At 56.8% G+C, this 24539-nt stretch carries 22 protein-coding genes; 4 read left to right on the forward strand and 18 right to left on the reverse strand.

Going from position 1 to position 24539, the window contains the following annotated elements; genetic code table 11:
* Positions 1-15: 15 nt before the first annotated feature.
* From glrR to purL, 4 genes are all read right to left on the reverse strand, one after another.
* Positions 16-1353: a two-component system response regulator GlrR gene (gene glrR / locus ABLV07_RS17635; RefSeq protein ID WP_348853625.1), complete on the reverse strand. Its 1338-nt coding sequence runs from the start codon at positions 1351-1353 to the stop codon at positions 16-18.
* Positions 1340-2032, reverse strand: coding sequence for a two-component system QseEF-associated lipoprotein QseG (qseG, locus tag ABLV07_RS17640; protein ID WP_162750221.1), 693 nt, complete (start codon positions 2030-2032; stop codon positions 1340-1342). The genes glrR and qseG overlap by 14 nt, the downstream gene beginning before the upstream one ends.
* Before the next feature lie 17 nt (positions 2033-2049).
* Positions 2050-3486, reverse strand: coding sequence for a HAMP domain-containing sensor histidine kinase (locus ABLV07_RS17645; protein ID WP_026612243.1), 1437 nt, complete (start codon positions 3484-3486; stop codon positions 2050-2052).
* 562 nt (positions 3487-4048) lie between these two features.
* Entirely contained in the window at positions 4049-7936 is a 3888-nt protein-coding gene (gene purL, locus ABLV07_RS17650; RefSeq protein WP_015370300.1) for a phosphoribosylformylglycinamidine synthase, read from the reverse strand.
* A gap of 173 nt (positions 7937-8109) precedes the next feature.
* Between purL and mltF the strand changes: the two genes are divergently transcribed.
* Positions 8110-9729: a membrane-bound lytic murein transglycosylase MltF gene (gene mltF, locus ABLV07_RS17655; protein ID WP_032706270.1), complete on the forward strand. Its 1620-nt coding sequence runs from the start codon at positions 8110-8112 to the stop codon at positions 9727-9729.
* Here mltF and tadA read toward each other — a convergent pair.
* Both tadA and yfhb read right to left on the reverse strand, forming a co-directional pair.
* Positions 9726-10229: a tRNA adenosine(34) deaminase TadA gene (gene tadA, locus ABLV07_RS17660; RefSeq protein WP_015370298.1), complete on the reverse strand. Its 504-nt coding sequence runs from the start codon at positions 10227-10229 to the stop codon at positions 9726-9728. The genes mltF and tadA overlap by 4 nt on opposite strands.
* 79 nt (positions 10230-10308) lie before the next feature.
* Positions 10309-10944, reverse strand: coding sequence for a phosphatidylglycerophosphatase C (yfhb, locus tag ABLV07_RS17665; protein WP_015370297.1), 636 nt, complete (start codon positions 10942-10944; stop codon positions 10309-10311).
* 214 nt (positions 10945-11158) lie between these two features.
* Between yfhb and ABLV07_RS17670 the strand changes: the two genes are divergently transcribed.
* Together ABLV07_RS17670 and ABLV07_RS17675 are read left to right on the forward strand one after the other, a co-directional pair.
* Complete coding sequence (locus tag ABLV07_RS17670) at positions 11159-12007, forward strand: MurR/RpiR family transcriptional regulator (protein ID WP_015370295.1); 849 nt, start codon at positions 11159-11161, stop codon at positions 12005-12007.
* Between the two features lie 56 nt (positions 12008-12063).
* A complete protein-coding gene (locus tag ABLV07_RS17675; RefSeq protein WP_015370294.1) occupies positions 12064-12324 on the forward strand; it encodes a YfhL family 4Fe-4S dicluster ferredoxin in 261 nt (86 codons plus the stop codon).
* An 8-nt stretch (positions 12325-12332) separates the two neighbouring features.
* Here the strand turns inward: ABLV07_RS17675 and acpS are convergent, their stop codons facing one another.
* The 11 genes from acpS to rpoE all read right to left on the reverse strand — a co-directional run bounded on the left by acpS (position 12333) and on the right by rpoE (position 21704).
* Positions 12333-12713 carry a holo-ACP synthase gene (gene acpS / locus ABLV07_RS17680; protein WP_015370293.1) on the reverse strand — a complete coding sequence of 127 codons (381 nt, stop codon included), beginning with the start codon at positions 12711-12713 and terminating at the stop codon, positions 12333-12335.
* Complete coding sequence (gene pdxJ / locus ABLV07_RS17685; RefSeq protein WP_015370292.1) at positions 12713-13444, reverse strand: pyridoxine 5'-phosphate synthase; 732 nt, start codon at positions 13442-13444, stop codon at positions 12713-12715. Before pdxJ ends, acpS begins: the two co-directional genes overlap by 1 nt.
* A gap of 11 nt (positions 13445-13455) precedes the next feature.
* Positions 13456-14193 (reverse strand): DNA repair protein RecO, encoded by a 738-nt coding sequence (gene recO, locus ABLV07_RS17690; RefSeq protein WP_015370291.1) that lies wholly within the window; start codon positions 14191-14193, stop codon positions 13456-13458.
* Between the two features lie 11 nt (positions 14194-14204).
* Positions 14205-15110, reverse strand: a complete 906-nt coding sequence (gene era, locus ABLV07_RS17695) for a GTPase Era (protein ID WP_015370290.1) — start codon at positions 15108-15110, stop codon at positions 14205-14207.
* Positions 15107-15787, reverse strand: coding sequence for a ribonuclease III (gene rnc / locus ABLV07_RS17700; protein WP_020078171.1), 681 nt, complete (start codon positions 15785-15787; stop codon positions 15107-15109). Before rnc ends, era begins: the two co-directional genes overlap by 4 nt.
* Before the next feature lie 253 nt (positions 15788-16040).
* A complete protein-coding gene (lepB, locus tag ABLV07_RS17705; protein WP_015370289.1) occupies positions 16041-17015 on the reverse strand; it encodes a signal peptidase I in 975 nt (324 codons plus the stop codon).
* A gap of 14 nt (positions 17016-17029) precedes the next feature.
* Positions 17030-18829 carry a translation elongation factor 4 gene (lepA, locus tag ABLV07_RS17710; RefSeq protein ID WP_015370288.1) on the reverse strand — a complete coding sequence of 600 codons (1800 nt, stop codon included), beginning with the start codon at positions 18827-18829 and terminating at the stop codon, positions 17030-17032.
* Positions 18830-19013: 184 nt separating this feature from the next.
* Entirely contained in the window at positions 19014-19493 is a 480-nt protein-coding gene (rseC, locus tag ABLV07_RS17715; protein WP_015370287.1) for a SoxR-reducing system protein RseC, read from the reverse strand.
* On the reverse strand, positions 19490-20446 hold the full coding sequence (rseB, locus tag ABLV07_RS17720; RefSeq protein ID WP_020078169.1) for a sigma-E factor regulatory protein RseB: 957 nt from the start codon (positions 20444-20446) through the stop codon (positions 19490-19492). The genes rseC and rseB overlap by 4 nt, the downstream gene beginning before the upstream one ends.
* The gene (rseA, locus tag ABLV07_RS17725) at positions 20446-21096 is read right to left on the reverse strand and encodes an anti-sigma-E factor RseA (RefSeq protein WP_015370285.1); all 651 of its coding nucleotides are present in this window, start codon (positions 21094-21096) and stop codon (positions 20446-20448) included. The genes rseB and rseA overlap by 1 nt, the downstream gene beginning before the upstream one ends.
* A gap of 32 nt (positions 21097-21128) precedes the next feature.
* Positions 21129-21704 carry an RNA polymerase sigma factor RpoE gene (gene rpoE / locus ABLV07_RS17730; RefSeq protein WP_002914074.1) on the reverse strand — a complete coding sequence of 192 codons (576 nt, stop codon included), beginning with the start codon at positions 21702-21704 and terminating at the stop codon, positions 21129-21131.
* A gap of 422 nt (positions 21705-22126) precedes the next feature.
* Between rpoE and nadB the strand changes: the two genes are divergently transcribed.
* A complete protein-coding gene (gene nadB / locus ABLV07_RS17735; RefSeq protein WP_015703185.1) occupies positions 22127-23746 on the forward strand; it encodes an L-aspartate oxidase in 1620 nt (539 codons plus the stop codon).
* Here the strand turns inward: nadB and ABLV07_RS17740 are convergent.
* Positions 23731-24468, reverse strand: coding sequence for a tRNA1(Val) (adenine(37)-N6)-methyltransferase (locus ABLV07_RS17740; RefSeq protein WP_348853624.1), 738 nt, complete (start codon positions 24466-24468; stop codon positions 23731-23733). The genes nadB and ABLV07_RS17740 overlap by 16 nt on opposite strands.
* Positions 24469-24539 lie beyond the last annotated feature (71 nt).

Genomic DNA, 24539 nt, shown 5'->3' on the forward strand with positions numbered 1-24539 from the left:
CGCTATGCCGCGGGGCTACTCTTTAAAGTCGTTGGCGTCGAGCTCGTGGCGCGACAGCAGTTTGTAAAACTCGGTGCGGTTGCGCCCGGCCATCCGCGCGGCATGCGTCACGTTACCTTTGGTTATCTGCAAAAGCTTACGCAGGTAGTTGAGCTCAAACTGATTACGCGCCTCGACGAAGGTCGGTAGCGCGGTATTCTCCCCCTCCAGCGCCTGCTCCACCAGCGCATCGCTGATCACCGGCGATGAGGTCAGCGCCACACATTGTTCAATCACGTTAACCAACTGACGCACGTTGCCCGGCCATTTGGCGGCCATTAGCCGCTTCATCGCATCGGTGGAGAAGGCGCGCACGAAAGGTTTGTGACGGTCGGCGGACTGGCGCAATAGATGATTGGCCAGTAGCGGGATATCCTCCGCGCGCTCGGAAAGCGGCGGGATCTTCAGGTTAACGACATTGAGCCGATAGAACAGATCTTCGCGGAATTCGCCGCGCGCCATCGCCTTCGGTAGATCGCGGTGGGTCGCCGAAATAATGCGCACGTCGATGTCGATATCGCGGTTGCTGCCCAGCGGGCGCACCTTACGCTCCTGCAGGACGCGCAGCAGCTTTACCTGCAGCGCGACGGGCATATCGCCGATTTCATCAAGAAACAGCGTACCGCCCTCGGCGGCCTGAAAAAGCCCTTCGCGGTTGCTGACCGCGCCGGTAAAGGCGCCGCGCGCGTGGCCGAACAGTTCGGACTCCAGTAATTGTTCCGCCAACGCGCCGCAGTTAATCGCGATAAACGGTTTTTCGTGGCGCGGACTGGCGTTGTGGATCGCCTGGGCGACAATCTCTTTCCCGGTACCGCTCTGGCCGATAATCAACACGCTAACGTCAGACTGCGCCACCATACCGGCCTGCTCGAGCAGCCGCAGCATCTGTGGACTACGTGTGACAATCGCCTGTCGCCAGCGCTCGTCGGTGGCCGGCGAGCTCTGCTCGAGAGCATCGTCAATCGCTTTATATAGCGCGTCTTTATCGACCGGTTTAGTCAGAAAACTAAACACCCCTTTCTGGGTAGCGGCAACGGCGTCAGGAATAGAGCCGTGGGCGGTCAGGATGATGACCGGCATGCCGGGTTGCGCCTTCTGGATTTCAGCAAACAGCTGCAGGCCGTCCATTTCATCCATGCGTAAATCGCTCACCACCAGGTCCACCCGCTCGCGCGTCAGCACGCGTAGCGCCTCGGGCCCGCTTTCCGCCGTGACCACGCTGTAACCTTCGCTGACTAGACGCATCCCTAGCAGCTTTAACAGCCCCGGATCGTCGTCCACCAGCAACAGGTGGGCGGGTTTACGGATCGTCATGGATCACCTCCGGTACCTTATCGCTACCGCTATTAAAATTGCCGCCGGGCTTACGGCTGGAGAGCTGGCGCTCAATATCGGTAAGGTTTTCCAGCTTGCGGGTGGTCAGCTCCAGTTGGCTACGCAACTGCTGCTCCTGCTGACGCAAGGTTTCCAGTTCAGCATCGCTTGATTGCTGGAGTTTGCCGTAGCGGGATCGCTCCTCAAATAACTGCAATTGGCGGGCTTGGCCGTCGCGCCACAGCCGGTACAGCGGGCGAACCTGCGCGGCGATTTGCGGGCTAAAGCTGTCGATGCGGGCAACCATTTCGCGACGCTCATCGGGGGTGATTTTGGCGTCGGCCAGCAGAATGCCGCGTTTCAACGCGTCCTGCCAGTTATCATCATTATGCAATTTGGCTTCGGCACGGGCCTGTACCGGCGCCAGGCGATCCGCGCAGTCAATGCCGCGCAGCCAGTACAGCGGGTTTTTATCACTGGCATCGTTTTCCAGCGACCAGATATTGGCGCAATCTACGGAGAGAAAATCCGCCACCTGATGTTCCGGCAGCTCGGGCGGCGCATTGCCGTCAGCGGCGCGCGGCGACATAGCAGCGGAACAGCCCGCCAGCGTCAGGCAGCATAGGCCCGACAGCAGCCATCCCCGTAAAGGACGGCGCAATGCGAAAAAGTGGGACATATTCACCCAATGTTGATTCATGTGTTGGTTTTTCCCGGCTCAGCGGCGGGGAGCGAGATGCGAAAACAGATGAACCCGGGATTGTCATCGACCAGGCTCAGCTCTCCCTGCATTTGCCGTACGCAGTCGCGGGCGATACTCAACCCCAGACCGCTGCCTTTTACTGCCCCTTTACGCAGGTGGCTTCCCTGATAAAAAGGCTCGAAAATCATATTTCTTTCGGCGACGGGGATCGGCTCGCCGCTATTGGCGACATCGATACGAACCTGCTCGCCGTGGCGGTAACTATGAATCCGAATGTTACCGGATTCAGCGCCATAGTGCACCGCATTGGAGTACAGATTATCAAGCACGCTGGTCAGCAATGTCGGCTCCGCCAGGCAGAAGCGTTCACCCAGCGCCAGCTCGGTAGACATCATCTTGGCTCTTGCCGGTAAACTATGCGCGGAAACGACGGTCTGCGCCAGTTCAGCAATATCCACTTTCTGCCGCTCGACCGGGCCATCGGCCAGTTTGCGGTTATAGTCGAGCAGCTGTTCGATCAGCTTTTGCAGATTGCGGCTGCTGTTATCAAGGATCTCAACGATTTCTTGCTGTTCCGTCGTCAGCGGCCCCGCTACCCGGTCCGCCAGCAGTTCCGTACCTTCACGCATGCTGGCGAGCGGTGTTTTCAGTTCATGTGACAGATGACGAAGAAACTGGTGGCGTTGGGACTCCAGCCACGCCAGACGTTCACTCAACCAGATAATCCGTTTACCGACCGATCGCAGTTCGCGCGGGCCGGTGAACAGTGCCGCATCATCCAGCGACTTTCCCTCTCCCAGGCGATTAATCATCTTCTCGATGCCCTTCACCGGGCCGATGATCATGCGGGTAAACAGCAAAACTAGCGTCAGGCTCAGCAGAAACAGAACCAGCGCCTGCCAGCCGAAGAACTGCCCGCGCTCGGCGATCTCCTGCTGTAGCTGCTGGCCGCGGGAGAAGATTACCGTGCGGGTCGCTTGCACCATTTCACTGTTAGCATCGGCAAAGGCTTCGAGGCTCGCCGCGGCTTTGGCGTCCGGCGCGCTATTATGGCAACGCAATTGGGCCAGGTCGGCGAGGTTCTGCCGCAGGGTCTGCCAAATGTGAGCATCCGGCAACACGCCGGAGAGCGCCTCAAGCATTTCGCTATAACGCTTACGTTGATTTTGATAGACCCGCTCAAGGGTAGGATCGTCCAGCACGCAATACTGGAGATAGCTACGCTCCATTTCCAGCGAGGCGTTGACCATCGCTTCGCTACGCCGCGCATCAGTCAAGGTGGTGCGGTTAATATGCGCGGCCTGGGCGCTGAGCGCGTTCAGGCTTTGCCAGGCCTGCCATGCCAGCACCAACAGCGGCAGCATGATCAGCACAAAGGACAGCGTCACCAGTTGGCGCAAGGAACGGGGGAAAAGAGAGAATCGCTTCAAAGATATAGCCTCAACCATTAGCTCCTGAAGATGCTAACTGAGGATGGCGGAAACATCCACGGCAGAAACAATAAAGGCAGGCTCTAAAGCCTGCCTTTATTAAGGAATGAGGCGGTGCCTTACTCGACGTTTCGCCCGATGACTGATAAAGCAGAGCTGTTATCAGGAGTTGGACGGCAGGCACCTGTTTGTGCGTCATTCGAAGTTTATGTAGCGCTTCCCGAAGGGGCTGACATAAGAAGGTGAATGAGCCACTGCTGATTATTATGCACGAACTATGCCACCTTTCAAAACAAATTATTAACAGTATGATATATAACGAATTACATGCAATAACCCACTAAAATTCATTTGTCTATTCTTTGACCATAGTGTCGCCAATTGGCAACAACAAATCAGTCCTCAATTACACATATTTAAAATCAATAGCTTAAGTGTCGTCATTCAGAGACACCATTAAACCGCGTCTGTCGGTAATTCCCGACACTCTGATACGGCCTCGATCACAAATAAAAAAGCCCCCTGAATTAACAGGGGGCCCGTTTTCATCAACTTAGCGGTATTAACCCAGTTGCTTACGCGCGTTGCGGAAGATACGCATCCATGGGCTGTCTTCACCCCAGTTTTCCGGGTGCCAGGAGTTACTGACGGTACGGAAGACGCGTTCCGGGTGCGGCATCATGATCGTCGCGCGACCGCTTTCGCTGGTCACCGCGGTAATGCCGTTCACCGAGCCGTTCGGGTTCGCCGGATAGGTTTGCGTCACTTTGCCGAAGTTATCGACGAAACGTAGCGCCACCAGGCCTTTGCTTTCAAGCGCGGCCAGGTGCGCGCTGTCCCGCACCTCCACCTGCCCTTCGCCGTGAGAAACGGCAATCGGCATCATCGAACCGGCCATGCCCTGCAGCAGCAGCGATGGGCTCTGGGTGACTTCAACCAGGCTGAAACGCGCTTCAAAGCGGTCAGAGTGGTTGCGTACGAAGCGCGGCCACAGGTCGCTTCCAGGGATCAGCTCACGCAGGTTGGACATCATCTGACAACCGTTACACACGCCCAGCGCCAGCGTCTGCGGGCGATGGAAGAAAGTGGCGAACTCATCGCGTACGCGTTCGTTGAACAGAATCGATTTCGCCCAACCTTCGCCTGCCCCCAGTACGTCACCGTAGGAGAAACCGCCGCAGGCCACCAGCGCATGGAAGTCGCCAAGACCAGTACGACCCGCCAGCAGATCGCTCATATGCACGTCGATGGCATCGAAGCCGGCGCGATGGAAAGCGGCGGCCATTTCAACATGGGAGTTAACCCCCTGCTCGCGCAGCACAGCCACTTTCGGGCGCGCGCCGGTCGCAATATACGGCGCAGCAACATCTTCATTGATATCAAACGACAGCTTAACGTTAAGGCCCGGGTCGCTATCGTTAGACTTCGCCTGGTGCTCCTGATCGGCGCATTCCGGGTTATCGCGCAGGCGCTGCATCTGCCAGGTGGTCTCCGCCCACCACATACGCAGCGTGGTGCGGCTTTCGCTGAACAGCGGCTGACCGTCGGCGGTGATAACAAAACGATCGCCTGCCGTCGCCTGGCCTAAGTAGTGCACGCAATCTGCCAGACCATTCATCGCCAGCAGCGCTTCCACCGCTTCGCGATCCGCGGCGCGAACCTGAATCACCGCGCCCAATTCTTCGTTGAACAGCGCCGCCAGACGATCGTCGCCCAGCGCGGCGATATCGGCAGTTACGCCGCAGTGACCGGCGAACGCCATTTCCGCCAGCGTCACTAACAGTCCGCCATCGGAGCGGTCGTGGTAGGCCAGCAGTTTACGCTGCGCCACCAGTGCCTGCATCGCGTCCCAGAAGCCTTTCAGCTGCGCGACATCACGCACGTCGGCCGGCTGGTCGCCTAGCTGGCGATAGACCTGCGCCAGCGCGGTGGCGCCCAGCGCGTTACGACCTTTGCCGAGATCGATCAGCAGCAGGGCGTTATCTTCCGTAGAGAGTTGCGGAGTCACGGTGCCGCGCACGTCTTCAACGCGGGCAAACGCGGAGATCACCAGCGACAGCGGCGAGGTCATTTCGCGCTGCTCGCTTCCTTCCTGCCAGCGGGTTTTCATCGACATTGAGTCTTTACCCACCGGGATAGTCAGGCCCAGCGCTGGACACAGTTCTTCACCGACTGCTTTTACCGCCTCATACAGGCCGGCGTCTTCACCCGGGTGACCGGCTGCCGCCATCCAGTTTGCCGACAGTTTGACGCGGTTGAGTTCGCCAATCTGCGTAGCGGCGATGTTTGTCAACGCTTCGCCGACCGCCAGGCGGGCAGAGGCGGCAAAGTCGAGCAGCGCAACCGGTGCGCGTTCACCCATCGCCATCGCTTCGCCGTAGTAGCTATCGAGGCTGGCGGTGGTCACCGCGCAGTTGGCGACCGGGATCTGCCACGGCCCCACCATCTGGTCACGCGCCACCATACCGGTCACGGTGCGATCGCCGATGGTCACAAGGAAGGTTTTCTCAGCCACCGTCGGCAGATGCAGCACGCGGTTAACCGCATCGGCAATCGTCATTGGTTGACGATCCAGCTCGCTGCCCTGCGCTTTCAGCGTTTGCACGTCACGCGTCATTTTCGGCGTTTTGCCGAGCAGGACGTCCAGCGGCAGGTCGATCGGCCGATCGTTAAAGTGGCTGTCGCTCAGGCTAAGGTGTTGCTCCGCCGTGGCTTCGCCGATCACCGCATAAGGCGCGCGCTCGCGGCGGCACAGCTCTTCAAACAGCGGCAGCTGTTCCGGCGCGACCGCCAGAACGTAACGCTCCTGGGATTCGTTACACCAAATCTCCAGCGGGCTCATGCCCGGCTCATCGCTGAGGATATCGCGCAGCTGGAATTTTCCGCCGCGGCCGCCATCGCTCACCAGCTCCGGCATGGCGTTAGAGAGACCGCCCGCGCCAACGTCGTGGATAAACAGAATCGGGTTCGCATCGCCCAGCTGCCAGCAGCGGTCGATCACTTCCTGACAGCGGCGCTCCATTTCCGGGTTGTCGCGCTGTACAGAGGCGAAATCCAGATCGGCATCAGACTGGCCGGAAGCCATGGATGACGCCGCGCCGCCGCCGAGACCAATGTTCATCGCCGGGCCGCCCAGCACGATAAGCTTGGCGCCAACGGTGATTTCGCCCTTCTGGACGTGCTCGCCGCGGATGTTGCCAATACCGCCCGCCAGCATGATCGGTTTGTGATAGCCGCGCAGCTCTTCGCCATTGTGGCTGGTCACTTTCTCTTCATAGGTACGGAAGTAGCCATTCAGCGCCGGACGACCAAATTCGTTGTTAAACGCCGCGCCGCCCAACGGGCCTTCGGTCATGATATCCAGCGCGGTCACGATACGCTCAGGTTTACCGAAATCCTCTTCCCACGGCTGTTCAAAACCCGGGATACGCAGGTTAGACACCGAGAAGCCGACCAGACCCGCTTTCGGCTTCGCGCCGCGCCCCGTGGCGCCTTCGTCGCGGATCTCGCCGCCGGAGCCGGTTGCGGCGCCCGGCCACGGCGAAATCGCCGTCGGGTGGTTGTGAGTTTCAACTTTCATCAGAATGTGCGCCGGCTCCTGATGGAAGTCATAGCGCCCGGTCTGGTAGTCGGCGAAATAGCGTCCGACTTCGGAACCTTCCATTACCGCGGCGTTGTCTTTATAGGCAGACAGCACATATTCCGGGTTTTTCTCGAAGGTATTTTTAATCATTTTAAACAGCGACTTCGGCTGTTGTTGGCCGTCGATAATCCAGTCGGCGTTAAAAATTTTGTGGCGGCAATGTTCCGAGTTGGCCTGCGCGAACATATACAGTTCAATGTCGTTCGGATTGCGGCCAAGCTTAACGAATGCGTCCTGCAGGTAGTCGATTTCGTCATCGGCCAGCGCCAGCCCCAGACGGAGGTTGGCGTCAATCAGCGCCTGACGTCCCTGGCCCAACAGGTCCACGCTGGCCACCGGTGTCGGCTGATGGTGAGCAAACAGCTTCTCTCCCTCTTCCAGCTCAGTGAAAACGCTCTCCATCATGCGATCGTGCAGCTCCGCCGCAACGGCGTCCCACTGCGCATCGCTCAGACCCTGTGCTTCAACGTAGTACGCCACGCCGCGTTCCAGCCGCACGACCTGCGATAAACCGCAGTTATGGGCGATGTCGGTAGCTTTGGAGGACCAGGGGGAGATAGTGCCGGGGCGAGGGGTGACGAGCAGTAATTTACCGGTTGGCGTATGGCTGCTGAGGCTTGGGCCATATTTAAGCAGTCTGACCAGTCTTTCGCGCTCCTCATCGCTTAGCGGGGCGCTCAGGTCGGCAAAGTGAACATACTCCGCGTATAAGGTGCTAACCGGCAGGTTGGCCGCCTGAAAACGTGCCAGCAGTTTGTTGATACGGAATGCCGACAGTGCAGGTGAACCACGCAAAATATCCATCATAAGTCTCTCGTCTTCGAAGCTTTCAAGGTGAGCCAGGGGGAAACGGGCGCCATTATAGAGAATCCTGAGCCCCGACGAAACCGTTTGCGTAGAAATAAAATGATTCATCAGTTTTATCAATAAATGTGACATGAATCGCGAATATGTTGCCAACTGGCGCATTCTTAAGCAAAATGCCGCTCAACTTACGGCAACCTTTTACTTTTCCCGGATATACCCAGCTGAGGAACTCCACGCTGCAGAAAATTAACTATTTGAAAAAATTAAAGATTAATTATCTGCTGATCGGCGTCGTCACCCTTTTGTTGGCGGCGGCGCTGTGGCCGTCTTTACCGTGGATGGGAAAACCGGAGAACCGCGTTGCCGGGATCATTGCTCGCGGCGAACTGCGCGTGAGTACAATTAACTCACCGCTGACCTACGCTGCCATCAACAACAAAGACTACGGTCTCGATTACGAACTGGCGAAACGCTTCGCCGATTACCTTGGGGTGAAGCTGAAAGTCACCGTGCGGCAGAATATCAGCCAATTGTTTGACGATCTCGATGCCGGTAAAACCGATATGCTGGCCGCCGGGCTGGTCTATAACACCGAGCGGGTAAAAAACTATCAGGCGGGCCCCACCTATTATTCCGTTTCGCAGCAGCTGGTCTATCGCGTTGGCGGTAATCGTCCGCGTACGCTGGCCGGGATCAACGCCGAACAGCTCGCCATCGCCCCAGGCCACGTCGCCCTTAACGACTTGCAGGCGCTGAAGGAGAGCAAGTATCCGGACCTCAACTGGCGCGTTGATGAAAAGCGCGGCACCACCGCTCTGATGCAGGCGGTCATCGACGGCACGCTGGAATATACCGTCGCCGATTCCGTCGCCGTCAGCCTGTTCCAGCGCGTACATCCGGAGCTGGCGGTGGCTCTCGACATCAGCGATGAACAGCCGGTCACCTGGTTTAGCGAAAAAAGCGAAGACAATTCACTATCGGCAGCCATGCTCGATTTCTTTAATAGTATGAATGAAGACGGCACCCTCGCCCGCCTGGAAGAGAAGTATCTCGGCCACGGCAACGACTTCGACTATGTTGATACCCGCACCTTCCTGCGCGCGGTACAGAATACGCTGCCGGATCTGAAGCCGCTGTTTGAGAAATACGCCCGACAAATCGACTGGCGACTGCTGGCGGCGATTGCCTGGCAGGAGTCGCACTGGGATCCGCAGGCCACCTCGCCGACCGGCGTGCGCGGTATGATGATGCTAACCCGTAACACCGCCCAGAGTTTAGGTCTGACCGATCGTACCGATGCCGAACAGAGCCTCGACGGCGGCATGCGCTATCTGCAGGATATGATGGCCAAAGTGCCGGAGGCGATCCCGAAAGAGGAGCGGATCTGGTTTGCGCTGGCGGCCTATAATATGGGCTATGCGCATATGCTTGACGCAATGGCGCTGACTAAAAAACAAAAAGGCAACCCGAACAGCTGGTCCGACGTTAAGCAGCGTCTGCCATTGCTGAGCCAGAAGCCCTACTACAGCCGCTTAAAATATGGCTACGCCCGCGGCCATGAGGCTTACGCCTACGTGGAAAATATTCGTAAGTACCATATCAGCCTGGTTGGATATTTGTCTGAACAGGAAAGGAAAGCGGCGCAGGAGATGGCGATTGCTGAAGATTATCCAGCCGTTACGCCGGAAGAACTCGATAGCGAGCATAAAGAGTATGCGATGCCCTTCTTTAAATTCCGCGGCGAAAAGCTCGTCGACAACGTTAAGCTGAAGTTGCCGACAATGGGACGTTAGCCCTCTTCCTGACGCGCTTTCTTCAATGCCTTTTTCTCTTCCCGCCGCCAGCGGAAGAAGTCGCTCAGCATCGCGGAGCAAGATTCAGCCAGAATTCCCTCGGTAATTTCAACCCGGTGGTTCATCCCCGGATGATGCAGCACATCGATTAACGACCCGGCCGCGCCGGTTTTAGCATCGCGGGCGCCGAACACCAGCCGCGAGATGCGGCTATGCACCATCGCCCCGGCGCACATCACACAAGGCTCCAGCGTGACGTACAGCGTGGCATCAATTAAACGATAGTTCTGCAGGACCAGCCCTCCCTGACGCAGCGCCATAATTTCGGCATGGGCGGTGGGATCGTGACGACCAATTGGCCGGTTCCAGCCCTCGCCGATGACCTGATTGTTATGCACCAGCACGGCGCCCACCGGCACCTCGCCCTCTTCCCAGGCGCGTTTCGCCAGCGTCAGCGCATGGCGCATCCAGTATTCATCATTAAATTCGTGGTCAGACACAGCGGCACTCCTGCAGAAAAAGCGGGGCGCATTATACATGGGCGCTATATATCGCCCAAATAATTCGCCTGCAGCGGAATTATTCGAGCTGCTGGAGATCGCCCTGCGGCGTCACCCGCCAGCGATGCTGGCAAAAACAGAGTAGCGGGTTATCCTGCTCGCTATCGCTATAGCCGCTATATAAGCGTAGCGGCGCGCCGATCCGCTGTTCCAGCTGCGCTACTTTCTCATGGCCCAGACAACGCAGCGTCAGCACCCAGCCGCCGCGACGGCGGCTCATGCGACTGGCGATAAGCTTTACGCGCGGCAGCCAAAGCGTATCGGCATAGACCTGTTCCACCAGCGACTGCGGTGAGCCGGTAATCAGCCAGACGTCGGCATCGGTACTGGTTAAATAGTCGTTTAGCCGGCCCTGTACCACCGGAAAGGCGGTCACGTGCTGGCGAAACCAGCTAACGAACTCCGCCTCCAGACGCTTAAGATGGCTTTCACGCCGGCCGCAGGTGGCGGCCCACAGCAGTAGGCTCATCGGCCAGCGCGCCGCGCGTCCGTTAACCAACAGGCCCAGCAGTACTATTGGCGACAAGGCCGCCACTGACAGTATGTTGAGCGGTTGACGACGTAAGAGGTAACGAATAAAGCTGCCGAACATATCCTGCTGGTGCAATGTGCCATCAAGATCGAAAAACACGACTCGTCGCGCGTTACTGTTCAAACCGAACTCCTTTCTGGTACGGATTTTCCTGGCGATGCCGATAGCTTAACAGGCTTGCCGCGACGAGCGCGAAATTGTCTGCCACGGTTGAGGTAAGATTCAGAATCTGACCCATTCGCATAATTCTTCACAGCAGAATTTTTAATTCGTACTATTCCACTTATAATCGAATACAAAATTCTTTCAGCCGCTAACGCCCTCCTTCGGAGAAGCCATGAACTGTTTAATCCGCATCCGCCAACGTTACCCGTCGCTGGCGGCGAGCGACAAAAAACTTGCCGACTTTATTCTGGCTCAGCCGGACCAAACCCGCCATCTCAGCTCACAGCAGCTGGCGGGCGAAGCGGGCGTCAGCCAGTCCAGCGTGGTGAAGTTCGCGCAAAAAATGGGGTTCAAAGGCTTTCCGGCATTAAAACTGGCGCTGAGCGAAGCGCTGGCCAGCAGTCCGGATCCGCACTCTGTGCCAGTACATAACCAAATTCGCGGCGACGATCCGCTGCGTCTGGTGGGTGAAAAGCTGATCAAAGATAACATCGCGGCGATGCACGCCTCGCTGGACGTCAACAGCGAAGAGAAACTTCTGGAAGCAGTGGCCCTGCTGCGCGATGCTCGCCGGGTGATCATTACCGGCATCGGCGCCTCCGGGCTGGTGGCGCGCAATTTTAGCTGGAAGTTAATGAAAATTGGCATCAACGCCGTCGCCGAGCAAGATATGCATGCGCTGCTGGCAACGGTGCAGGCGATGTCGGCGGACGATCTGCTGCTGGCTATCTCCTACTCCGGCGAACGCCGCGAGATCAATATGGCGGCCGCTGAAGCGCTCCGCGTCGGCAGCAAGATCCTCGCGATCACCGGGTTTACTCCCAATGCCTTACAGCAGCAGGCCTCGCAGTGCCTTTACACCATCGCTGAGGAGCAGGCGACGCGCAGCGCAGCCATCTCCTCCACCAGCGCGCAAATGATGCTCACCGATCTCCTCTTTATGGCGCTGGTGCAGCAAGATCTTGAACACGCGCCGGAACGCATACGCCATAGCGAAGCGCTGGTGAAAAAGCTGGTCTGAGTAGAAAATGGGCGTATAATGCCCGCCCTGTTTGTGTTGTTTCTGAGATTTTCCTGATGGCGCTGTTAATCACCAAAAAATGCATCAATTGCGATATGTGCGAACCGGAGTGCCCGAATGAGGCCATTTCGATGGGCGAGAGCATTTATGAGATTAACAGCGACCGCTGCACCGAGTGCGTGGGCCACTACGACACGCCAACCTGCCAGAAAGTGTGCCCGATCCCGAATACTATTCTCAAAGATCCGGCGCACGTCGAGAATGAAGAACAGTTGTGGGATAAATTCGTGCTCATGCACCACGCGGATAAGCTTTAACCGCGGGTTTAGCTTTCGACGATCACCGTGGCGCAGGCGTAGTGGCGTTCATCGGCGAGAGTGACGTGAATAGCGCTTACCCCCATCCGTTCGGCTAAAAGCTTTGCTTCGCCCCATAACCGCAGTTTCGGCTTGCCCAATTCATCGTTGTAAACTTCGAACTGATTAAACGCCAGGCCGTTGCGAATACCGGTTCCGAGCGCTTTCGCCGCCGCTTCTTTGACCGCAAAGCGTTTTGCCAGAAAACGCACCGGCTGCTGATGTTGCTCCCAAATGCTCCATTCGTGATCGCTCAGCACCCGGCGCGCCAGGCGATCGCCGCTACGGGCGATCACCGCTTCGATGCGGGCGATTTCGACGATGTCGGTACCCAGCCCAAGAATCGCCATTAGCCGCGCGCTTCCAGCATCAGGCGTTTCATTTCCGCGACAGCCTCTTTCAGGCCGCTCATCACTGCGCGACCAATAATGGCATGGCCGATATTCAGTTCGTGCATTTCCGGCAAGGCGGCAATGGCTTTCACGTTGTGATAGGTCAGACCGTGACCGGCGTTCACCTTCAGGCCAAGGCTGGCAGCATAGGTCGCCGCTTTGGCGATACGCTCAAGCTCTTTAGCCTGTTCGGCATCGGTTTTGGCATCGGCATAGCAGCCGGTATGGATTTCAATATACGGCGCGCCCACTTCGGCAGCCGCTTTGATCTGCTCATCATCCGCGTCGATAAACAGGGAGACCAGAATACCGGCATCCGCCAGGCGCTGACAGGCATCGCGCATCTTATCGCGCTGCCCGGCCACGTCCAGCCCACCCTCGGTGGTCACTTCCTGACGCTTCTCCGGCACCAGGCAGCAAAAGTGCGGTTTAGTTTCGCAGGCGATCGCCAGCATCTCTTCGGTAACCGCCATTTCAAGATTCATTCGGGTATGCAACGTCTGGCGCAGGATGCGCACGTCACGATCGGTGATATGGCGGCGGTCTTCGCGCAGGTGCACGGTGATACCATCGGCGCCGGCCTGTTCAGCAATAAAAGCCGCCTGCACCGGATCCGGATAAGCGGTACCGCGCGCGTTACGCAATGTCGCAATGTGGTCAATATTGACCCCTAACAGTAATTCAGCCATGACAATCCTCGTTAATCATTATTCGTATTATCGGCTCGCGCCTTTCGCGCGGGCATAAACTGGCGAAACAATTCCCGGCTCTTGAGCGGTTTCCCTCCAAGATACGGCTTCAGGGCGATGCGGGTAAAGCGCTTCGCGGCGCGCAGCGTATCTACATCCGGAAACTCGCGGCTAGCCAACGCTTTCAAATGGTGCCCGGTAAACGTGCTGTTATCAATCACCAAGCTGGCGATAAAGCCTTTTTCTTCGCGATAGCGGTAGGTCATGGTGTCATCCACCGGGTCGCCGCTGCCGGCGCAGTGAAGGAAATCAACGCCATAGCCCAGGTGCCCGAGTAGCGCCAGCTCAAAGCGCCGCAGCGCGGGCTCCGGCGAACCGCTGGCCCCGGCAAGCGCCTGGATGCAATGCAGGTAGTCGAAAAAAAGTTCAGAGAAGCGCGTTTCGTGCTCGAGCACGCGGGAGATGAGTTCGTTAACGTAAAGACCGCTGTAGAGCGTGATACCGCTGAGCGGCAGCGCCAGCGAGACGGCTTCCGCGCTGCGAAGCGTTTTGACTTCGCCGCGGCCGCCGAAGCGAACCAGTAAGGGGGTAAAGGGCTGTAAAGCGCCCTTGAGATTAGAGCGTTTGGAGCGTGCGCCTTTGGCAACCAGGCGCACGCGACCGGACTCTTCCGTGAAGACGTCCAGCATCAGACTGGTTTCGCTCCACGGTCGGCTATGCAGGACAAAGGCGCGCTGCCATCCATCCACGTTGCGTTAACTCAGAGGTCGTCAACGTAACCGAGACTGCGCAGCGCGCGCTCGTCATCGGCCCAGCCGGATTTCACTTTGACCCACAGTTCGAGGTGCACCGGCGCTTCAAACATCTCTTGCATGTCTTTGCGCGCTTCGATGCCGATGGTTTTGATTTTGGCGCCTTTGTTGCCAATTACCATCTTCTTCTGCCCTTCACGCTCGACGAGGATCAGGCCGTTGATGTCGTAACCGCCGCGTTCGTTACTCACGAAACGTTCAATTTCGACGGTCACGGAGTACGGCAGTTCAGCGCCCAGGAAACGCATCAGCTTTTCGCGGATGATCTCGGAGGCCATAAAGCGCTGGGAACGGTCGGTAATATAATCTTCCGGGAAGTGATGAATCGCTTCCGGCAGATGTTTACGTACGATTGACGCGATAGTATCAACGTTGGTGCCGGTTTCCGCAGAGATCGGCACAATGTCGAGGAAGTTCATCTGGCTGGCAAGGAACTGCAGGTGCGGTAGCAGATCCGCTTTCTCCTGCACGTTATCAACTTTGTTGACGGCCAGAATCACCGGCGCGCGCGCATCACGCAGCTTGTTTAGCACCATCTCGTCATCTTGCGTCCAGCGAGTGCCTTCAACAACGAAGATAACCAGTTCCACATCGCCAATCGAGCTGCTGGCCGCTTTGTTCATTAAGCGGTTAATCGCGCGCTTCTCTTCCATATGCAGGCCCGGGGTATCAACATAAATCGCCTGATACGGCCCTTCGGTATGGATACCGACGATGCGGTGACGGGTAGTCTGCGCTTTACGGGAAGTGATCGAGATCTTCTGCCCAAGCAGCTTGTTCAACAGCGTGGATTTGCCAACGTTTGGACGACCAACGATGGCGACAAATCCGCAATAACTTTTTTCTTCGCTCATTCCAGCTCCAGTTTTTTCAGCGCCTGTTCGGCGGCAGCCTGCTCCGCCTTGCGACGGCTGGAACCTGTGCCAACCACCGGTTCACTCAGGCCACTGACCTGGCAGTGGATAGTAAATTCCTGATCGTGCGCTTCGCCGCGTACCTGGACGACCAGGTAAGACGGCAGCGGCAGATGACGACCCTGCAGATACTCCTGCAGACGCGTCTTCGGATCCTTTTGCTTATCGCCCGGGCTGATTTCGTCCAGACGAGTCTGGTACCAGGAGAGGATTAAGCGTTCAACATTCTGAATATCGCTGTCGAGGAAAACCCCGCCGATTAAGGCTTCTACGGTATCAGCCAGAATCGATTCGCGACGAAAACCGCCGCTCTTCAGCTCGCCAGGCCCAAGGCGCAGGCACTCGCCCAGTTCAAATTCGCGGGCGATTTCCGCCAGCGTATTGCCTCGCACCAGCGTCGCGCGCATACGGCTCATATCCCCTTCGTCTACCCGAGGGAAACGATGATAGAGCGCATTGGCGATCACAAAACTTAAAATAGAGTCGCCTAAAAACTCGAGACGCTCGTTGTGTTTGCTGCTGGCACTGCGGTGAGTTAATGCCTGTTGCAACAGCTCCTGATGAACAAAAGTGTAGCCCAGCTTTCGTTGAAGCCGATTAATTACGATGGGGTTCATGCGTTACCAATAAATGAATGCGTCAAAGATGCAGCACACGAAACCGACCTGAGCATACATACCCTTGATATATAAGGGCAGAAACTAACCAACGCGGTTTCGTGTGCAGTGTCACTCTTTCGAGAGACAACCAAAAACTTCGGGGGGATATTCTATACGCAACGACAAGGGATGTCGTTAGTTTGGATGGATTTAAATACTAAATAATTCACGCTGCCGTTATTGCGCTGGCAGCGTGAATTAAGACGGGGAATTAGTGGATGCCGCCAATGCGCGATAAACGTACGCCGGTTGGCCACTCGCCTTCCTGTTTTTCGAAGCTCATCCAGATGGCGGTAGCTTTACCCACCAGGTTCGCTTCCGGCACGAAGCCCCAGTAACGGCTGTCGGCGCTATTGTCGCGGTTGTCGCCCATCATGAAGTATTCACCCGGCGGAACGACCCACGTTGCCAGCGGCTGGCCGGACTGACGATAGTACATCCCCACCTGATCCTGAACGATGGGTACCGTCAGAATACGGTGGGTCACTTCACCCAGCGTCTCTTTACGCTCGGTCAGACGAATACCATCGGCTTTGGTTTCGCCTTTCGGCAGTTGCCAGAAACCGCTGGTGGCTTCGCCGCCGTTGCGGCGGGAGAAGGTCTGAACGAAATCGCTTGGTTCGACGTTGGAGTAGGTGATCGGCAAGGCGCTACCGCATGCCTGACCCGACGCGCAGCCAGGCTCAATCGTCACCTGTTTAGCCACCGGATCGTAAGTGACTTTATCGCCCGGCAAACCGACCGCGCGTTTGATGTAGTCCAGACGCGGATCTTCCGGATATTTAAACACCACGATATCGCCACGTTTCGGATGACCAGTTTCGATCAGCGTTTTCTGGTAGATCGGATCTTTAATGCCATAGGCGAATTTCTCCACCAGGATAAAATCGCCAATCAGCAGAGTCGGCATCATCGAACCTGACGGGATCTGGAAAGGTTCATAGATAAACGAACGCACAATCAGCACAATCGCCAGTACCGGGAAGACCGAGGCGCCGGTTTCCAGCCAGCCCGGTTTCGGGCCGACTTTCTTCAGCGTCTTCTTGTCCAGTTGCTCGCCGGTCGCTGCCTGAGCAGCGGCCTGACGTTCACGACGTTTTGGTGCGAATATGAACTTATCCAGACACCACAACAGCCCTGTCACAAGGGTCGCAATGACCAGAATCAGGGCAAACATGTTCGCCATGCCAACTCCTTAGATTATTTGCCGTCTTTACCAACGTGCAGAATGGCGAGGAACGCTTCCTGCGGCAGTTCAACGTTACCAACCTGTTTCATACGCTTTTTACCTTCTTTCTGCTTCTGCAGCAGCTTTTTCTTACGGCTGACGTCGCCGCCGTAGCATTTCGCCAGGACGTTTTTACGCAGCTGTTTCACGGTAGAGCGCGCGATAATGTGGTTACCAATAGCCGCCTGAATCGCGATATCGAACTGCTGACGCGGGATCAGATCTTTCATCTTCTCGACCAGCTCGCGGCCACGATACGGCGCGTTGTCGTTGTGCGTGATGAGCGCCAGCGCATCGACGCGCTCGCCGTTGATCAGCACGTCAACGCGCACCATGTTAGAGGCCTGGAAACGCTTGAAGTTATAATCCAGCGACGCATAGCCGCGGGAGGTGGACTTCAGACGATCGAAGAAGTCGAGGACCACTTCCGCCATCGGGATTTCATAGGTCAGCGCAACCTGTTTGCCATGGTAAACCATGTTGGTTTGCACACCGCGTTTCTCGATACACAAGGTGATCACGTTGCCGAGGAACTCCTGCGGCAGCAGCATGTGACATTCGGCGATCGGCTCACGCAGTTCCTGAATATTATTCAGCGGCGGCAGCTTCGACGGACTATCGACGTAGATAACCTCTTTAGAGGTGGTTTCTACTTCATAGACTACCGTCGGCGCGGTGGTAATCAGGTCAAGATCGTATTCACGCTCCAGACGCTCCTGAATGATTTCCATGTGCAGCAGGCCGAGGAAGCCGCAGCGGAAGCCGAAGCCCAGCGCCGTAGAGCTTTCCGGCTCATAGAACAAGGATGCATCGTTCAGACTCAGTTTACCCAGCGCATCGCGGAAGTTCTCATAGTCATCAGAGCTCACCGGGAACAGACCGGCGTAGACCTGCGGCTTCACTTTTTTGAAGCCCGGCAGCGCCTTATCCGCTGGATTACGCGCCGCGGTCAGGGTATCGCCCACCGGCGCGCCGAGGATGTCTTTAATAGCGCAAACCAGCCAACCCACCTCGCCGCATTTCAGTTCGGTACGGTCAACCTGTTTCGGGGTGAAGATGCCCAGACGGTCGGCGTTATAGACCTGACCGGTGCTCATCACCTTAATTTTGTCGCCTTTGCGCATGGTGCCGTTTTTAATACGCACCAGCGACACGACGCCTAAATAGTTATCGAACCAGGAGTCGATAATCAGCGCCTGCAGCGGCGCGTCCGGATCGCCTTCCGGCGGCGGAATATCCCGAACCAGACGTTCCAGCACATCCGGCACGCCGACACCGGTTTTCGCCGAGCAGCGAACCGCGTCGTGAGCGTCGATACCAACGATATCTTCAATCTCGTCCGCTACGCGCTCAGGGTCGGCCGCAGGCAGGTCGATCTTGTTAAGAACCGGGACGACTTCGAGGTCCATTTCCATCGCGGTATAGCAGTTCGCCAGGGTCTGGGCTTCTACACCCTGCCCGGCGTCAACCACCAGCAGCGCGCCTTCGCACGCCGCCAGGGAGCGCGATACTTCATAGGAGAAGTCAACGTGGCCCGGGGTGTCGATAAAGTTGAGCTGATAAGTTTCACCATCGCTGGCTTTATAGTCCAGGGTGACGCTCTGCGCCTTGATGGTAATGCCGCGCTCACGTTCAAGGTCCATGGAGTCCAGAACCTGGGCCGCCATTTCGCGATCAGAAAGGCCACCGCAAATCTGGATGATACGGTCAGACAGCGTCGACTTACCGTGGTCGATGTGAGCGATGATCGAAAAGTTACGTATATTCTTCATATTTAGAGTTAATTATGCCTTACGAGTCTCATGAGGCCGCTGTTCTGTGCCTGACGTTTTTTAATCCGAAAACGCCGCATTCTACACTACATCCGCGAAACCAGGAAATGCTGTTAGATCCAGCATAACGGCAGAATTGTGGCGTTGTATCAGGAAGCGTAAATAAAGATGAGGGACAGTGAAATCACTGCCCCATTCCAGAGGAAGGCGTATCGACGCGCAGCAGATCCGGCGGTAAACCAACGCTTAAAATCACCGGCTGCCACGACTGGCGAGCAGCCAGCTTCGGCGACAGCCCACGCGCCACCAGGAACCCGCCGACGCCGCCCAACAGCGCGCCGCACAACGAAGCGATATCGCTGGCAAACAACACCTGAAAAATAGATGCCATCACAAACAGCCCAAACAGCGGCGCCATGTAGACCAACAGCGCCGAACCCAGCAGGCTGCTTTCAGCAATGCCCAGCTCCACTTTTTGCCCGGCCGTCAGCGGCTGCTCACAGGGGACGCTAATGGTATGGCTGGTTTGCGGCCCCAGTTTATTGAGCACCCGGCTACCGCAGCCGGCGCGCGAGGCGCAGCTGCTGCAAGAGGCTTTAACATCGCAGTGAACCTGCGCCACGCCGTTGTGCCAGGAGACAACAGTCGCCCACTCTTTGATCATTGCGCGGCCCTGAACTTAATACTGTCGGAGATACGTTTTGCCGTCTGCGGCGGTAATTCGCCCACCACTGAGATTTCGGCGTTATCGCGCACCGAGGTACTGACGGTACGGCGGCCGGTGCGCAGCAGCTGATCGCTACTGTTTACCGTCGCGCGGTTAACGTTGACGGAGAAGCTGAACAGACCATCGGAATAGAGACGCGACTCGACAGGGCCATCGAAGGTCGGTAAACGACGCTGACTGCTGGAAACTTCCGTCACGCCCTGCGGCAGCCAGGTCGGCGCCCAGTTAAAGTTGGCTTTATTGCCGCTTTCCGGGACCGACAGCTGCGGCGGCAGGCTGGCTTTCGACAGCGCTTCCATACTCGAGCTTACGTTATCACCGATATTGAATGAGACCACCCGGAACTGCTCCAGGGTTTCACCGTCGCGGTCGAGCAGGTCGACGCGCAGCGGCAGCTTGGTCTCGGCATCCAGCCACGCAATGTAGCTGTAGCGCGTACCGTCGCGGGCTACTACGCGCACCACATCGCACAGGCGATCGGCGATACGCGTACGGCCAACGGAGATGAAATCATAATACGAGGCCAGCTTTTTGAAATCGGTATACACCAGAGACGGCAAGGAATCGACGATATAGTCGCCGTTCAGGGTGAAGGGATCGAGACCGGGTTCAAAATAGCTGATTTCAGTACCGCGCAGCACCACTTCCCGACGCGGACCGTCGAGCTGCAGCAACTGAGCAAGGGGCTGGTTGTTCAACCGCACGTGACGATAGCGCAGCGACTCAACGCCCTGTTTGTTGATACTGACAAAAGACAGCTCGTAATTGAGGGACTGGCTAGCCAGGTTCATCTGCTGCAACAACGCCCCGGACGATGTATCAGCCGAGGCGTTGGTGGAGAAGAACAGGCTGCCCGCCATGAGCGACATGGCACACCAAAGTTGCTTCATTACTGCGATTGCGTTCCTAAAGTTTGATAACCTGGCACCTGAACAGCGGCTTGCTGAGTCTGGGCCTGGCCAAACTGAAGCTGCTCAGCGTGCAGGCGACGCTGCAATTCATAGTCCTGCAGCATAGCATTAATACGACGACGTTGCTCCTGAACCTGCGCCTGCTGACCGCTGCCGGCGGAGGCATCAGCCGGAACGCCCAGGCTAACCGGGCTGGCTTTGCCCATCATCGGCATAGTGTTGAAGACTGGCGCTTCCGGCTGCTGGGAGGCATCGGAGTGTCCGTTATACTGCTGGACGCCGACGATCACAGCCAGAGAAACGCACGCTGCCACACCCATTTGGGTAAGCGAGCTGGCCCACGGGCGTACTTTCTGCCAGAAAGGCATTTGACGCCACTGGTGTGGAGCAGGTTGAGACTCAGGAATAAGCGGCGCAACCTGACGAGCAGGTTCGTTCTCGATGGCGGCCATCACGCGAGCTGAGATATCGAATTGGAGCATCTCGGCGGTATCGCCTCGCAGCGTGTCGCGGATGAGATGGTAGCTCTCCCAGGTTTTTTGCATTTCAGAAGAACGACTCAGCTCATTGAGCAGCTCGTTATCCAGCGTTTCACCATCCATTAAGGCCGAAAGTTTTTCTTTCTGCATGCCTGATACCCTTTTCCAGTATTCCGCTATCGTCAACGCCTGATTAGCGGTTGAACTTTATTATCAATAGCTTCACGTGCCCGGAAGATACGCGAACGTACCGTGCCAACCGGACAATCCATGATGGCGGCTATTTCTTCATAGCTCAGGCCATCCAGCTCCCGCAACGTAATTGCCATGCGTAAATCTTCGGGAAGCGATTCAATGGTACGAAAAACTATTTGTCTCAGCTCTTCTGACAACATTAAGTTCTCAGGGTTCGAAATTTCTTTCAATGCCCCGCCGCTTTCGAAGTTTTCCGCCTCGTTGGCGTCAACATCGCTTGATGGCGGACGGCGTCCCTGAGCAACCAGATAATTCTTTGCCGTGTTTACGGCGATACGATACAACCAGGTATAAAAAGCGCTATCCCCCCGGAAAGAATCCAGCGCACGCCACGCCTTCACGAACGACTCCTGAACAACGTCAGCAATATCGCCCGGCGGTACATAGCGGGAGACCAGGCTTGCAACCTTGTGCTGATAGCGCACTACCAGTAGGTTAAAGGCTTTCTGATCTCCTTTCTGGACCCGTTCAACGAGGACCTGATCCGTTAACTGCTCGCTCATCCGAGGTAATGTCTCCCCAAACCCAATTCCCATGCGTATTCAGAACACCACCCAAGCACTGCATTATGAGCAAGCAGACGTTTGGAGTGTCTGAACACAATAAAGTTCCGTTACGCTTTTGATTTTTGTCTGACAACGGTGGACTGATTGTTATCTCTCATTATAAGTCCCGTTGTTCAACGCCAGGTAAGCTAATGAAGAAAAAGCGCAAGGCCCGCCTGAAGGGTAACGTAACCCAACTTATTTTTCACTATAAAATCTGAAGGTAACGGCTTGCCTCGCAAATATTTTCTTTCGTTTACATATTTGCTTTTCTGCCACCCTTGTTTAGCCTGCACAACTATTCACGAAAATAATTGTACGATTTAGCCCCACCAGGTGCTATGGTGAGGCTATTGTGTTTAGTAAATTAAACAGAAGCTATGAAGACGACTCCTGACTTTTCCTGTGATGTGTTGATTATCGGCAGCGGCGCTGCCGGATTGTCTCTGGCGCTGCGCCTGGCGGAACGCCACTCGGTTACCGTTCTGAGCAAAGGCCCGGTTAGCGAAGGCTCGACGTTCTACGCCCAGGGAGGGATTGCCGCCGTTTTCGATGAAACCGACAGCATCGAATCCCACGTCGAAGATACGCTCATCGCCGGGGCCGGACTTTGTGACCGTCATGCCGTCTCCTTCGTCGCCAGCAACGCCAAACCCTGCGTGCAGTGGCTTATCGATCAAGGGGTACTGTTTGATACCCAGGTGCAGGCCAACGGTGAAGAGAGCTACCACCTGACCCGCGAAGGCGGCCATAGTCATCGGCGGATCCTGCATGCCGCCGATGCCACCGGCAAAGAGGTTGAGACGACGCTGGTTGGCAAAGCGCTGGCGCATCCGAATATCACCATTCTGGAACGTAGTAACGCGGTTGACCTGATTATCTCCGATAAGATTGGCCTGCCGGGTACCCGGCGGGTAGTCGGCGCGTGGATCTGGAACCGTAATAAGGAAAAGGTAGAAACCTGCAGCGCAAGAGCCGTGGTGCTGGCGACCGGCGGCGCAGCTAAAGTTTATCAATACACCACCAATCCTGATGTCTCCTCCGGCGACGGCATCGCCATGGCCTGGCGCGCGGGATGCCGTGTGGCCAATCTCGAATTTAACCAGTTCCACCCTACCGCGCTGTTTCATCCACAGGCGAGAAACTTCCTCTTAACGGAAGCCCTGCGCGGCGAAGGCGCGCTGTTGAAACGGCCTGACGGTAGCCGCTTTATGCCGGACTTCGACGAACGCGGCGAACTGGCCCCGCGCGATATCGTCGCCCGCGCCATCGACCATGAGATGAAGCGCCTCGGCGTCGACTGCATGTATCTGGATATTAGCCATAAGCCCGAAGCGTTTATTCGCCAGCATTTTCCGATGATTTATGAAAAGCTACTCGGCCTTGGTATTGATTTAACCAAAGAGCCGGTGCCTATCGTACCCGCCGCCCACTACACCTGCGGCGGCGTGATGGTGGATGATAACGGACGTACCGACGTCGACGGTCTGTACGCCATCGGTGAGGTAAGCTACACCGGGCTGCACGGCGCCAACCGCATGGCCTCGAACTCATTGTTGGAGTGTCTGGTGTACGGCTGGTCGGCAGCCGAGGACATAGCGAAACGCCTGCCGCTGGCGCAAGCGGCGGAACAGCTGCCGCCATGGGATGAAAGCCAGGTTGAGATCCCGGATGAACTGGTGGTGATTCAACATAACTGGCACGAACTGCGCCTGCTAATGTGGGACTATGTCGGAATTGTGCGTACCACCCGCCGGCTGGAACGAGCGCTGCGGCGCATTACTATGCTGCAGCAGGAGCTGGATGAGTATTACGCGCGTTTTCGCGTCTCCAATAACTTACTGGAGCTGCGCAATCTGGTGCAGGTGGCCGAGCTTATCGTGCGTTGCGCCATGCAGCGTAAGGAGAGCCGCGGCCTGCACTATACGCTCGACTACCCGGACACGCTGGAAAACAGCGGCCCGTCGGTGCTCTCGCCGCTTGCTCACATAAAGAGATAGAAGTCGCGGGTCAGCGCGGTAAAGCCTTCAGAGTACTGCTGCTCTGGCCCACGAACCACCAGCCGATCGCTGAAACACTCGCCGGCTCTGGGAGAGAATGCCAGCAGGACCCGATGCGGCGGGCGCATTTCTGTTTCCGCCACGTCGGTGCGTAAGCGCAAATGCCACCCCATCGCTTTCGCCCGTTCGACAAACGCATTACCAATATCCACCGGCAGCACCACGCAGAAAAAGCCCTCCTCGGTAATCAGATCCGCGGCGCAGGTGAGCAGCGTCGTATGATCGAGCGAGGTGGTATAACGCGCTTGTTCGCGCTGCGACGTCGCGCAAGGTACGCCTTCGGCAAAAAACGGCGGATTGCTGACGATGAGCTCATAGCGCCGCGGCGGCTGCGGCTGCCACTGCTGAATCGGCGCCTGGTATACGGCGATGCGTCCAGGCCAGTTGCTGGCCGCCACGTTATCCCGCGCCTGCGTCGCGGTCTCTTCATCCAACTCCACCGCATCCAGTTGGACCGAATTCGCGGTACGCTGGGCTAACATTAATGCCAGTAAACCGCTACCGGTTCCGATATCCAGCACGTGCTTCACCTGAGCAATCGGCGCCCAGGCGCCCAGCAGAATACCGTCGGTACCGACTTTCATTGCGCAGCGATCGTGGGCGACAAAAAATTGTTTAAAGGTAAAACCATTGCGCGGCAGCGCAAACTTCGACTGAGACATCCTCAAAACCTTGCTGACGAAAACTCCTGTGCTTAAGGCTATGCACAATACCGGAGAACAGATAGCCTTAC

Source organism: Klebsiella sp. CN_Kp097 (assembly GCF_040064495.1).
Lineage (GTDB): Bacteria > Pseudomonadota > Gammaproteobacteria > Enterobacterales > Enterobacteriaceae > Klebsiella > Klebsiella aerogenes.

Coding starts and splice junctions, on each gene's coding strand:
- nadB (WP_015703185.1), top strand. CDS start 22,127: ATGAAGACGACTCCTGACTTTTCCTGTGATGTGTTGATTATCGGCAGC.
- ABLV07_RS17675 (WP_015370294.1), top strand. CDS start 12,064: ATGGCGCTGTTAATCACCAAAAAATGCATCAATTGCGATATGTGCGAA.
- rpoE (WP_002914074.1), bottom strand. CDS start 21,704: ATGAGCGAGCAGTTAACGGATCAGGTCCTCGTTGAACGGGTCCAGAAA.
- acpS (WP_015370293.1), bottom strand. CDS start 12,713: ATGGCGATTCTTGGGCTGGGTACCGACATCGTCGAAATCGCCCGCATC.
- ABLV07_RS17740 (WP_348853624.1), bottom strand. CDS start 24,468: ATGTCTCAGTCGAAGTTTGCGCTGCCGCGCAATGGTTTTACCTTTAAA.
- rseB (WP_020078169.1), bottom strand. CDS start 20,446: ATGAAGCAACTTTGGTGTGCCATGTCGCTCATGGCGGGCAGCCTGTTC.
- rnc (WP_020078171.1), bottom strand. CDS start 15,787: ATGAACCCCATCGTAATTAATCGGCTTCAACGAAAGCTGGGCTACACT.
- ABLV07_RS17670 (WP_015370295.1), top strand. CDS start 11,159: ATGAACTGTTTAATCCGCATCCGCCAACGTTACCCGTCGCTGGCGGCG.
- glrR (WP_348853625.1), bottom strand. CDS start 1,353: ATGACGATCCGTAAACCCGCCCACCTGTTGCTGGTGGACGACGATCCG.
- rseC (WP_015370287.1), bottom strand. CDS start 19,493: ATGATCAAAGAGTGGGCGACTGTTGTCTCCTGGCACAACGGCGTGGCG.
- rseA (WP_015370285.1), bottom strand. CDS start 21,096: ATGCAGAAAGAAAAACTTTCGGCCTTAATGGATGGTGAAACGCTGGAT.
- era (WP_015370290.1), bottom strand. CDS start 15,110: ATGAGCGAAGAAAAAAGTTATTGCGGATTTGTCGCCATCGTTGGTCGT.
- pdxJ (WP_015370292.1), bottom strand. CDS start 13,444: ATGGCTGAATTACTGTTAGGGGTCAATATTGACCACATTGCGACATTG.
- qseG (WP_162750221.1), bottom strand. CDS start 2,032: ATGTCCCACTTTTTCGCATTGCGCCGTCCTTTACGGGGATGGCTGCTG.
- mltF (WP_032706270.1), top strand. CDS start 8,110: ATGCCGCTCAACTTACGGCAACCTTTTACTTTTCCCGGATATACCCAG.
- purL (WP_015370300.1), bottom strand. CDS start 7,936: ATGATGGATATTTTGCGTGGTTCACCTGCACTGTCGGCATTCCGTATC.
- lepB (WP_015370289.1), bottom strand. CDS start 17,015: ATGGCGAACATGTTTGCCCTGATTCTGGTCATTGCGACCCTTGTGACA.
- lepA (WP_015370288.1), bottom strand. CDS start 18,829: ATGAAGAATATACGTAACTTTTCGATCATCGCTCACATCGACCACGGT.